Source organism: Streptomyces sp. YGL11-2 (assembly GCF_050054615.1).
In the GTDB taxonomy this organism is placed as follows: domain Bacteria; phylum Actinomycetota; class Actinomycetes; order Streptomycetales; family Streptomycetaceae; genus Streptomyces.
Genome location: NZ_JBNHIN010000010.1, coordinates 53,599 through 64,285, shown reverse-complemented (window position 1 = coordinate 64,285; position 10,687 = coordinate 53,599). Strand labels below are relative to the sequence as shown.

Sequence of the window (10,687 nt, the reverse complement as noted above, 5' to 3'; positions counted from 1 at the left end):
GGCAGCGACCTGCCGCCCCCCCCCCGCACCCGTCCGCCCGGGGCGGCGGGGCTCAGCCCGCCGCCGGCTCCGCGTCCGCCTGCGCGCCGCTCTGCATCTGCAGCAGCGTCCGCAGCCGGGTGGTGCGCTCCTTGACCGGGATCTCGGCCACCGCGCGGGGCAGCGCCTGGTCGGCGCCCTGGACCACCGACAGATGCCGCTCACCGCGGCTGAAGGCGGTGTAGATCCAGGCGCGGGTCAGTCCGCCGGCCGCGTCGCCGGGGAGCACCACGACGACGGCGGGCCAGCGCATACCGGCCGCCTGGTGGGCGGTGAGCGCCCAGCCGTGCCGTACGGAGCCGGAGCCGACCTGCTCGCGCGGTACGACGACGGCGCTGCCGGCGCAGTCGAGGCGGAGGCCGTCGGCGTCCGCGCCGGTGACCGTGCCGGGGAGCACACGGCCGGCGGCCGGGGCATAGGCCACGCGGTCGCCGGGGTCGAATCCGCCGAACCGTCCGGGGCCGGGGTTGAGCCGCTCCTTGAGCGCGGCATTCAGGGCGTGGGTGCCGGCCGCGCCGCCGTGGCCGACCGTGATGACCTGCGTCTGGTCGGCGGGGACACCGAGCGCGCGGGGCACGGAGTCGGCGACCAGCTGGACCGCGCGGTGCACCGCCTCGTCCGCCGCGCGCACCGGGACGATCACCACCTCCTTGCCGGGGGCCTCGACCTCGTTGAGCTCGCCGATGCCGATACCGGACACCAGCTCGCCGATCGGGCCGAAGTCCGGGGTGCGGGAGGTGACTTGGGGGCAGAACCGGGACAGCAGCAGGTCGTGGAAGAGCCGCCCGGGGCCGGCGGACCACAGGAGGCCCGGGTCGCCGCTGAGCACCAGACGGGTCCCGTCGGCCAGCGACTCGACGAGCAGCGCGGCGGTCTCCAGGTCGAGCTGCGGGGCGTCCAGCACGACCAGCAGATCGAGGGCCAGCGCACCGTCCGCGTCCCGGCCGGGGCCCTGCCGGCCGGAGAGCAGACCGGAGACGGTCACCGCCGCGGCGGCCGGGTCCCCGTCGGCGCCGGCGGGACCGGTCTCGGCGAGGTCCCCGGCGAGCCGCCGGCGGCCGTTCTCGGTGTGGGTGGCGCCGAAGGCCCGCAGCCCGAGGGAGCGGGCCGCGGCGATCAGCGCGGCGGGCTCGGCGCGGGCCGCCTCACCGCCGGTGTGCGCGACCAGCCCGCTGTGCGCGGCGGCCCGGATGAGCGCCGCCGCGGAGGGGGAGGCGGCGGCGTCCGCGGCGGCTTCCCAGGCGGCGGGGGAGGGAGAGGGGCGGACGGGGATGGCGGCCGCGGTGTCCTCGGCGCTCCCGCCTGTCTCGTCGGACTCGGCTTCGGCGTCCGAGGCGTCCGAGGCGTCCGAGACATCCGAAGTGTCCGAGATATTCGATGAGTTCGGGGACTCCGGGGCGGTCGCCGCGGCGTCCGCCGCTGCCGTTTCAGCCCCTTGAGCCCCTTCAGCTCCTTCAGCTCCTTCAGCCCCTTCATCCGGTTCAGTCGGTTCCGAGTCCGCTGCCGCCCGTTCTTCGCCGGCCGGTGCCGGCTCGTCCACCGTCGCCGACTGGTCCGCCGACGCCGGCTCGTCCGCCGGTGCCAACTCGTCCGCCGGTGCCGGCTCGTCCACCTGCTCGGACCCGTCCACCGCCTCGAAGGTGTTCAGCAGCCGGGCCAGGCCGTCCGCGACGCTCTCCTCGGCCATCGCGAAGCGGTCGAGGCCGAGCAGGACGCGCACCGGCTGGTCTTCGTCGTCGTCCGCCGCGGGGCGGGGCCGGCTCGGGGTGTCGAGGGCGTCCTGGAAGACCAGCACCGCGCCGTCCGCGATGGCGGTCTGGAGGGCGTCGTCGGGGTCCGGTACGGAGCGTTGGGCGAGGGCCGTGCGGAGGGCGGACGCCTCCAGGGCAGAGTGGCCGGCGACCGCGGCCTGCTCCAGCAGCCAGCCGATCAGCGCCTGGGCGCGCCGTTCGTCGCCCGGTCCGCAGGCGGGGCCGAGCAGCGCCCGCGCGAAGCCGTCGGCCTGTTCCGGGCGCACTCCGGGCACCGCGAGCAGCTGCCAGGGGTCGGCGCCGAGTGCTTCGGCGGCCCGCTCGCCGAGCGCTTCGGCGGCCTGTTCCGCGAGCGTCTCGGGGGCGCCGCCCGCCGCGAGCACCTGCCGCACGCCCGCGACGCCGGGCGCCGGGTTGAGGGCGGGGCGGGCAGTGGTGCCGCCGTCGGGAGCCGTACCGGCGGCGCCGTCCGCCTCGGGCGTGCGTGCCGGGCCGGTCGGTCGCTCCGGGGTGCGCTGCCGTGCGACCTCCGGGGCGGGACCCGCGGGGCCGGCCGGCCTGCCGTCGCCCGTACCCTGCGGCGCCGGGCGCGCGGCGGGTTTGGCGGTCCGCGGGGCGTCGTTGAAGAACGACGCGGCCGAGCGCTCCCCGCTCTCCACGGCCCGCACCGCCGCAGCCAGCGCCGCCGCGGTCGTGGCGGCGGGCGGCGCGGCGGCGGATCCGGACCGCGATCCGCTGCCCGCCTCGCCGCCGGGAGCGGCCTCCTGCTCGGGCGGGTTGTCGCCGGCGGGGCGGTCGGTACTCACAGCGTGCTCCAGTTGTGGTCGGGATAGTGGTGCACTGGCGCCGATACATCGTCCAGCGCCCGGCGGATCTCGTCAGGAAGACTAAGGGCCTCCACTGACAACGACGCTCTGAGCTGCGGCGCCGTGCGCGCGCCGAGGATCGGTGCGGTCACCCCGGGGCGGTCGCGGAGCCAGGAGAGCGCGACCTGGAGGGGGGTGACGGCGAGGCCGTCGGCGGCGGTGCTGACCGCTTCGACGACCCGGCTCGCGGCCTCGTCCAGATAGGGCGCGACGAACGGGGCGAGCCGTTCCGACGCGCCGCGGGAGTCGGCCGGGGTCGCGTGCCGGTACTTGCCCGTGAGGACGCCGCGGCCCAGCGGGGAGGCGGGGAGCAGGCCGATCCCCAAGTCCTGGGCGGCGGGCAGGACTTCGCGTTCGACCCCGCGCTGGAGGAGGGAGTATTCGAGCTGTGCGCCGGCCAGGGGGTTCCGCACGCCGGGGGCGGCGAGCTGCCAGGTGGCGGCCTTGGCCAGCTGCCAGCCGGAGAAGTTCGCCAGGCCGACATAGCGCGCCCGGCCGGTGGCGACGGCGAGATCGAGCGCCTGGAGGGTCTCCTCCAGCGGTGTGTCCGGGTCGAAGGCGTGCAGCTGCCACAGGTCGACGTAGTCGGTGCCCAGGCGCTCCAGGGAGGCGTCGAGGGCGGCGAGGAGATGGCGGCGGGAGCCGTCGACCCGGCGGTCGGGCGCGAGGACGCTGCCGGCCTTGGTCGCGATCACCAGGTCCTGGCGCGGAACCAGTCCTTCCAGCAGCCGGCCGAGGAGGTACTCGGCGCCGCCGTCGGCGTAGATGTCGGCGGTGTCGACCAGGGTCCCGCCGGCCTCCCAGAACGCCTTGAGCTGGTCGGCGGCTTCCTGCTCGTCCGTGTCGCGTGCCCAGGTCAGGGTGCCGAGCCCCAGGCGGGACACGCGAAGGCCGGTACGGCCTAGGTGCCTTTGCTCCATGGGCCCTGAGATTACGCGCCGCATGCCGCGATCAGGGGACCTGTGGACAACCGGTCGGACGGCCTGCCGGTGACGCCTGTCGCACTCGCGCGCTAGAGTCCCCGCAACAGCGACGTTACTGATGGGTAAGGGGAGCGGCATGAGGCTTGGCATCAACCTCGGCTACTGGGGCGCCGGGATGGACTCCGACAATCTCGCGGTGGCCCAGGAGGCCGATCGCCTCGGCTACGCGGTCTGCTGGGCGGCCGAGGCGTACGGCTCGGACGCCCCCACGGTGCTCTCCTGGGTGGCCGCCCAGACCGAGCGCATCGACGTCGGCTCGGCGATCTTCCAGATCCCGGCCCGTACGCCCGCGATGACCGCGATGACCGCGGCGACCCTGGACTCGCTCTCCGGCGGCCGGTTCCGGCTGGGCCTGGGCGTCTCGGGGCCGCAGGTCTCCGAGGGCTGGTACGGCGTGAAGTTCGACAAGCCGCTGGCGCGCACCCGGGAGTACGTGGAGATCGTCCGCAAGGCGATGACCCGTGAGCGGCTGTCCTACGAGGGCGAGCACTGGACGCTGCCGCTGCCCGGCGGCCCCGGCAAGCCGCTGAAGCTCACCGTGCACCCGCAGCGCGAGCACATCCCGCTCTACATCGCGGCGATCGGCCCGAAGAACCTGCGGCAGACCGGCGAGATCGCCGACGGCGCGCTGCTCATCTTCCCCTCCGCCGACCACCTGGAGGAGACCGCCATCTCCCACATCCGGGCGGGGCGGGAAGCGGCCGGCAAGACCATGGACGGGTTCGACGTCTGCCCGACGCTGCCGCTCGCGCTGGGCGAGGACAAGGACGTCAGCGCGCTGGCGGACGCGTTCCGCCCGTACACCGCGCTGTACGTCGGCGGCATGGGCAGCCGCAAGCAGAACTTCTACAACCAGCTGGCGCAGCGGATGGGCTACGAGAAGGAGGCCGCCGAGATCCAGGACAAGTACCTGTCCGGGGACAAGGACGGTGCCGCCGCGGCGATCCCGGAGCGGCTGATCGACCAGACCACGCTGCTCGGCTCCGTCGAGCGGATCGCGGAGCGGATGCAGGCGTACGCCGCGGCCGGGGTGACCACGCTGACGCTGGCGCCGGCCGGCTTCACGCTGGACGAGCGGGTGGCGTCCCTGCGGGCGGGCGTCGAGGCGCTGGAGCGGGCCGGGCTGGCGTAACGCCGGGGAACGGGGGCGGCCCGGCACCTGGGTGCCGGGCCGCCGCGGAGCGCTCCGGCCGTGGTGGGGGCTCGGGGGTCTTCCCCGCCACGGCCGTCACGGAACACAACGCGGCGGCGGCCGGGCGGGTTACGCGCGCAGCACGAGGGCGCGTCAGGCGAACGGGCTCAGCGGCCGATGCCCCCGGTTGCCGGCGGCGGACCACCGTATTTGACTGTCCCTTTACGGGCGTGTCCGTTCGGAGGTGACGCTGATGTTCTCGGCCAGGAGCCTGTTCCAGGAGATCGTCGACAACGACGAATCCTTCCGCCTCTTCTGCTCCATCGCGGCCAGCGGTGAGGCTCAGGGAGGCTGGGAGAACGGCCGGATCGCCGCCCTGCTCCCCGCCTCGCAGCGGGAACTCGCGCCCAAGGTCACCCGGCACGGCGCCGACGAGGACAAGCACGGCCGGATCTTCCGGGCCCTGCTCCGCAAGCGCGGTCTGACGCCCACCGACGTCCCCGCGGCCACCGACTACACCATGCTGCTGGAGCGACAGGGCATCGGACTGGCGCACGCCACACTGCGCCGCGACGAGGCGCTGTCCGAGCGGGACATCATCACCTACCTCGCGCACAGCCGGGTCACCGAGCAGCGCGCGGCCGAGCAGATGCTGATGCTGCGCAGGTACTTCGGCGACCACCCCGAGGTGGGCAGGGCGGTCCGGATGATCTGCCAGGACGAGGAGAACCACCTCGCCTACTGCCACGAGGAGCTGCTGCGGCTGGCCCGCGCCGGGCACGGGCGGACCATCCAGCGCATCCTCCAGGAGTGCGCGCTGGTCGAGATCGCCGTCCACCGGGACGTCAGCCTGGCCGTGATGGCGCACATGGGCCGCATCCTGAAGTGGCCGAGGGCCAAGTCGGCGGTGCTGGCCGCCGGAATCATGGCGCTCTACGGCTACGAGCGGCTCGGCGGCTGGCGCCGGATGGTCAGTCTGCGGATGCCCGAGCGGCGCGACGCGCTGGGCGGTCCCGCCGCCTCCGCACCGGAGTTCGCCTGAGCCCGTTCGGGCCGGGCCGCCTGTGCGCCCCCCTCACAGCCAGCCGCGCCGCTTGAACAGCCGGAACAGCGACACCTCGATGAGGGCCATCACCACCAGGATCGCCGGATAGCCCAGGTGCCACCTCAGCTCGGGCATGTCGGAGAAGTTCATGCCGTAGATCCCGGCGATCAGGGTGGGGACGGCCGCCAGCGCGGCCCAGGCCGAGATCTTGCGCATGTCGTCGTTCTGCCGGACGCCCATCTGCGCCAAGTGGGCGGCGAGGATGTCGGACAGCAGCCGGTCCAGGCCCTCCACCGACTCGTTGGCGCGGGCGAGATGGTCGCCCACGTCCCGGAAGAAGGGGCGGGCGTGGTCGTGCACGAAGGGCACACCGGGGCTCTGCAGGCGGTGCATCGGATCGGTCAACGGGACGGTGGCCCGGCGGAATTCGAGGACCTCGCGCTTGAACGCGTAGATCTCGGCGGCGGTGTTCCGGGTGCTCTGGCTGCTCCGGCGGATCGGGGCGAACACCTCCGCCTCCAACTCCTCCAGATCCACCTGGAGTTCGCCGGCGACCTCGATGTAGTGGTCGACCACCGCGTCGCTGACCGCGTACAGGACCGCACCGGGGCCGTGCCGGAGGATCTCCGGGTGGTGCTCCAGCCGCTGCCGCACCGCCGTCAGCGGGCTGGCCGTACCGTGCCGGACGGTCACCACGAACGCGTCGCCGACGAAGACCATCAGCTCCGAAGAGGTCACGGTGTCGGCCGTGACGTCGTAGATGATCGGCTTCAGCACCACGAACACCGAGTCGTCGTAGACCTCCAGCTTGGGCCGCTGGTGGGCCTTGAGCGCGTCCTCGACGGCCAGCGGATGCAGCCCGAACTGGCTGCTGACGCGGTCGAACTCGTCCTGCGTCGGCTCGTGTATGCCCAGCCACAGGAAGGAGTGGCCCTCGGCCCGCGCCTCGTCCAGAGCATGGGAGAAGTCGGCCGCGCACTCATGGCGGCGGCCCTCCCGGTAGATGGCGCAGTCCACGATCACATCTGGCATTCTCACCCGGCACCCGGCCGCCTGCCACGGAAGCCGGGACGGAACGTAGGGTGGCGGCCATGCCCACGCTGATCCTGGTGCGGCACGGCCGCTCCACCGCCAACACCTCCGGCGTGCTCGCCGGCCGGACGCCCGGCGTCGCCCTCGACGAGCGGGGCGCCGCCCAGGCCGCGGCGCTGCCCGCCCGGCTGGCCCGGATCCCGCTGGCCGTCGCCGTCTCCAGTCCGCTCCAGCGCTGCCGGGAGACGCTGGGCCCGCTGCTGGACGCCCGCCCCGGGCTGCGCCTGGAGACCGACGACCGGATCAACGAGTGCGACTACGGCGACTGGTCGGGGCGCAAGCTCGCCGAACTGGGCGACGAGCCCCTCATGGAGGTCGTCCAGCAGCACCCGTCCGCGGCCGCCTTCCCCGGCGGCGAGTCGATGCGGGAGATGCAGGCCCGCGCGGTGGCGGCGGTACGGGACTGGAACGCGCGGGTCGAGGAGGCGCACGGTGCCGAGGCGGTCTACCTCATGTGCTCGCACGGTGACATCATCAAATCCCTGGTCGCCGACGCTCTCGGCATGCATCTCGACCTCTTCCAGCGGATCTCCGTCGAGCCGTGCTCGGTCACCGCGATCCGCTACACCCGGCTGCGCCCCTATCTCGTACGGCTCGGCGACACCGGGGACTTCGGTTCGCTGGTGCCGCGCGAGAACGACGCGGCCGACGCCGGCGGCGGCGCCGCGAGCGAGCGGGACGGGGCCGTCGGTGGCGGTGCGGGAGCAGCGTGATCGACCGGCGCAGTAGGGTGGTGCGACGGCGCTGCCCGCGACGCCCCTGTGATCCGCGCAGTACCCCCTCCGGGACACAGCGACCGCAGCGACCGCACTGACCCGCAGTCGAGAATCGGAGCAGGACGTTGTCCCGTCAGGTGTTCTTCTACGACGCGCCGGACCGGTTCGTGGCCGGAACGGTCGGGCTGCCTGGCCGCCGTAGCTTCTTCCTCCAGGCCACCGCGGCCGGCCGCACCACCAGCGTCGCCTTGGAGAAGACCCAGGTGGCGGCCCTCGCGGAGCGGATCGACGAGCTGCTGGACGAGGTGGTGCGGCGCAGCGGCGGCAATGCCCCGGTGCCCGCCGTCTCGCCCACCGAGATGGCTGACACCGCCCCGCTGGAGAGCCCGGTCGAGGAGGAGTTCCGGGTCGGCACCATGGCGCTGGCCTGGGACGGCGAGGACCAGCGCATGATCGTCGAGGCGCAGGCGCTGGTCGAGCTGGACGCCGACAGCGACGAGGACCTGGCCGACGCCGAGGAGCGGCTGCTCCAGGACGACGAGAACGGCCCGCCGATGCTCCGGGTGCGGCTCACCGGTTCCATGGCCAGGGCGTTCGCCAAGCGCGCGCTGGAGGTCGTCAACGCCGGACGCCCGCCGTGCCCGCTGTGCAGCCTGCCGCTCGACCCGGAGGGACACGTATGCCCGCGCCAGAACGGATACCGACGGGACGCCTGAGCGCCATGGAGCCCACCGCCGAACCGGCCGGCCCGCTGCCCGGTCCCGCCGACCCGCAGGACCCGGCGGCGCCCGCGGCGGAGCGCACCGGAAGCCTGCCGGGTTCCTTTCTGGCCGACGGCGAGCTGACCGTGCGCGGCCGGATCCAGGAGGCGTCCAACGCCGTTCTGTACTGCACGGTCGAGCGCGACGGCCGCAGCGCCGCCTGCGTGTACAAGCCGGTCGCCGGCGAGCGCCCGCTGTGGGACTTCCCGGACGGCACGCTCGCCCAGCGCGAGGTCGCCGCGTACGAGATCTCCCGGGCGTGCGGCTGGGACCTGATCCCGACGACGGTGCTGCGGGACGGCCCGTTCGGGACCGGGATGGTGCAGGAGTGGATAGCGCCGCCCGGCGACGCGGACGAGGTGCCCGAGCTGCTCGCGCTGGTCGCCGACGAGGAGCCGGCGCCGGGCTGGAAGGCGGTCGGCCGCGCGGAGATCGGCGAGGGCCGCACCGCGCTGCTGGTACACGCCGACCACCCGCGGCTGCGCCGGCTGGCGGTGCTGGACGCGGTCATCAACAACGGTGACCGCAAGGGCGGGCATCTGCTGCCCGGCGCCGGTGGCGAGTTCTTCGCCATCGATCACGGTGTGACGTTCAACTCGGCGGACAAACTGCGCACGCTGCTGTGGGGCTGGGCCGGGGAGCCGCTGACCGAGGAGGCGCTGGCCGTGCTGCGCGGCCTGAAAGCGTCGCTGGCGGACTCCGGGCCGCTCACCGCCCGACTGGCCGAACTGATCACGGACGACGAGATCGCCGCGCTGCGGGCCCGGATCGACGGGCTGCTGCGCAGCGGACGGCACCCGGAACCGAGCGGGGAGTGGCCCGCGATCCCCTGGCCGCCGGTCTGAGCGGCGGGCGCCGGGCACCCGGGTCCGCGGGCGGCAACACCCGCCTGTCCCTTGCACGTCCGGCCGCGGAACGCAAGACCGCCTTTCCGGCCAGAGACCCGGTCCGGTTCGTATGCGGAACGTGCGTCCGGTTACGCTCAAGGCATGCATGCATGGCCCGCTTCTGAGGTCCCCGCCCTGCCTGGTCAGGGCCGCGACCTGAGGATCCACGACACCGCGACCGGCGGACGGGTGACCCTCGCCCCCGGTCCCGTCGCCCGTATCTACGTCTGCGGCATCACGCCGTACGACGCCACCCACATGGGGCACGCGGCGACCTACAACGCGTTCGACCTGGTTCAGCGCGTGTGGCTCGACACGAAGCGCCAGGTGCACTACGTGCAGAACGTCACCGACGTCGACGATCCGCTGCTGGCGCGGGCGGTCGCGACCGGAGACGACTGGACCGCGCTCGCCGAGCGCGAGACGGCGCTCTTCCGCGAGGACATGACGGCGCTGCGGATGCTGCCGCCGCGGCACTACATAGGCGCTGTGGAGGCGATACCCGGCATCGTCCCGCTGGTGGAGCGGCTGCGCGACGCCGGCGCCGCCTACGAGCTGGACGGCGACATCTACTTCTCGGTCGCCTCCGACGCGCACTTCGGCGAGGTCTCCGGCCTCGACGCCGCGGCGATGCGGTTGCTGTCCGCCGAGCGCGGCGGCGACCCGGAGCGCGAGGGCAAGAAGAACCCGCTCGACCCGATGCTGTGGATGGCCGCCCGCGACGGCGAGCCGAGCTGGGACGGCGCCTCGCTGGGCCGTGGCCGGCCCGGCTGGCACATCGAGTGCGTCGCCATCGCGCTGGAGCACCTCGGCATGGGCTTCGACGTCCAGGGCGGCGGCTCCGACCTCGCCTTCCCGCACCACGAGATGGGCGCCTCGCACGCCCAGGCCCTCACCGGCGAGTACCCGTTCGCCAAGGCGTATGTGCACGCCGGGATGGTCGCCCTGAACGGCGAGAAGATGTCCAAGTCCAAGGGCAATCTGGTCTTCGTCTCCCGGGTGCGGCGCGAGGGCACCGACCCGGCGGCGATCCGTCTGGCGCTGCTCGCGCACCACTACCGCAGCGACTGGGAGTGGACCGACACGGTGCTGGAGGAGGCCGTGGCACGGCTGGCCCGCTGGCGGGCCGCCGTCTCCCGCCCCGACGGCCCGCCCGCCGAGGCGCTCCTGGAGGAGATCCGGGAGGCGCTGGCCGACGATCTGGACGCGCCGGCCGCCCTCGCGGCGGTCGACCGCTGGGCCGTCGCGCAGCAGGACGGCGGCGGTACGGACGAGGGCGCGCCCGGCCTCGTCTCCCGGGCGGTGGACGCGCTGCTGGGTGTGGCGCTGTGACGGCCAGCCGCTGACCGCTGCCCGCTGAGTCCCGTACGCCGGGGTTCCGAAACGTCAGGTCCCCATACGTCAGGGGTGCCCCC

At 74.0% G+C, this 10,687-nt stretch carries 9 protein-coding genes; 6 read left to right on the top strand and 3 right to left on the bottom strand.

Annotation, left to right across the window (positions count from 1 at the left end):
* Positions 1–52: 52 nt before the first annotated feature.
* The gene (locus ACO1BR_RS13885) at positions 53–2,596 is read right to left on the bottom strand and encodes a helix-hairpin-helix domain-containing protein (RefSeq protein WP_426795365.1); all 2,544 of its coding nucleotides are present in this window, start codon (positions 2,594–2,596) and stop codon (positions 53–55) included.
* Complete coding sequence (locus ACO1BR_RS13880; protein WP_426795364.1) at positions 2,593–3,576, bottom strand: aldo/keto reductase; 984 nt, start codon at positions 3,574–3,576, stop codon at positions 2,593–2,595. Before ACO1BR_RS13880 ends, ACO1BR_RS13885 begins: the two co-directional genes overlap by 4 nt.
* A 139-nt stretch (positions 3,577–3,715) precedes the next feature.
* Between ACO1BR_RS13880 and ACO1BR_RS13875 the strand changes: the two genes are divergently transcribed.
* The gene (locus tag ACO1BR_RS13875) at positions 3,716–4,771 is read left to right on the top strand and encodes an LLM class F420-dependent oxidoreductase (RefSeq protein WP_426795363.1); all 1,056 of its coding nucleotides are present in this window, start codon (positions 3,716–3,718) and stop codon (positions 4,769–4,771) included.
* Between the two features lie 253 nt (positions 4,772–5,024).
* On the top strand, positions 5,025–5,813 hold the full coding sequence (locus ACO1BR_RS13870; protein ID WP_426795362.1) for a ferritin-like domain-containing protein: 789 nt from the start codon (positions 5,025–5,027) through the stop codon (positions 5,811–5,813).
* Between the two features lie 33 nt (positions 5,814–5,846).
* On the opposite strand, the gene corA is transcribed toward ACO1BR_RS13870, so the two are convergent.
* Positions 5,847–6,848, bottom strand: a complete 1,002-nt coding sequence (gene corA / locus ACO1BR_RS13865) for a magnesium/cobalt transporter CorA (protein WP_426795361.1) — start codon at positions 6,846–6,848, stop codon at positions 5,847–5,849.
* A 59-nt stretch (positions 6,849–6,907) separates the two neighbouring features.
* On the opposite strand from corA, the gene ACO1BR_RS13860 reads away from it, so the two are divergent.
* From ACO1BR_RS13860 to mshC, 4 genes are all read left to right on the top strand, one after another.
* Positions 6,908–7,621 (top strand): histidine phosphatase family protein, encoded by a 714-nt coding sequence (locus ACO1BR_RS13860; RefSeq protein ID WP_426795360.1) that lies wholly within the window; start codon positions 6,908–6,910, stop codon positions 7,619–7,621.
* 128 nt (positions 7,622–7,749) lie between these two features.
* Positions 7,750–8,340 (top strand): DUF3090 domain-containing protein, encoded by a 591-nt coding sequence (locus tag ACO1BR_RS13855; RefSeq protein WP_426795359.1) that lies wholly within the window; start codon positions 7,750–7,752, stop codon positions 8,338–8,340.
* Complete coding sequence (locus ACO1BR_RS13850) at positions 8,304–9,230, top strand: SCO1664 family protein (protein ID WP_426795358.1); 927 nt, start codon at positions 8,304–8,306, stop codon at positions 9,228–9,230. Before ACO1BR_RS13855 ends, ACO1BR_RS13850 begins: the two co-directional genes overlap by 37 nt.
* Positions 9,231–9,374: 144 nt before the next feature.
* The gene (mshC, locus tag ACO1BR_RS13845; protein ID WP_426795357.1) at positions 9,375–10,604 is read left to right on the top strand and encodes a cysteine--1-D-myo-inosityl 2-amino-2-deoxy-alpha-D-glucopyranoside ligase; all 1,230 of its coding nucleotides are present in this window, start codon (positions 9,375–9,377) and stop codon (positions 10,602–10,604) included.
* Positions 10,605–10,687 lie beyond the last annotated feature (83 nt).

Excerpts from the sequence above, each read along its gene's own strand:
- corA (WP_426795361.1), bottom strand. The coding sequence starts at position 6,848 with ATGCCAGATGTGATCGTGGACTGCGCCATCTACCGGGAGGGCCGCCGC.
- mshC (WP_426795357.1), top strand. The coding sequence starts at position 9,375 with ATGCATGCATGGCCCGCTTCTGAGGTCCCCGCCCTGCCTGGTCAGGGC.
- ACO1BR_RS13875 (WP_426795363.1), top strand. The coding sequence starts at position 3,716 with ATGAGGCTTGGCATCAACCTCGGCTACTGGGGCGCCGGGATGGACTCC.
- ACO1BR_RS13860 (WP_426795360.1), top strand. The coding sequence starts at position 6,908 with ATGCCCACGCTGATCCTGGTGCGGCACGGCCGCTCCACCGCCAACACC.
- ACO1BR_RS13870 (WP_426795362.1), top strand. The coding sequence starts at position 5,025 with ATGTTCTCGGCCAGGAGCCTGTTCCAGGAGATCGTCGACAACGACGAA.
- ACO1BR_RS13880 (WP_426795364.1), bottom strand. The coding sequence starts at position 3,576 with ATGGAGCAAAGGCACCTAGGCCGTACCGGCCTTCGCGTGTCCCGCCTG.
- ACO1BR_RS13850 (WP_426795358.1), top strand. The coding sequence starts at position 8,304 with ATGCCCGCGCCAGAACGGATACCGACGGGACGCCTGAGCGCCATGGAG.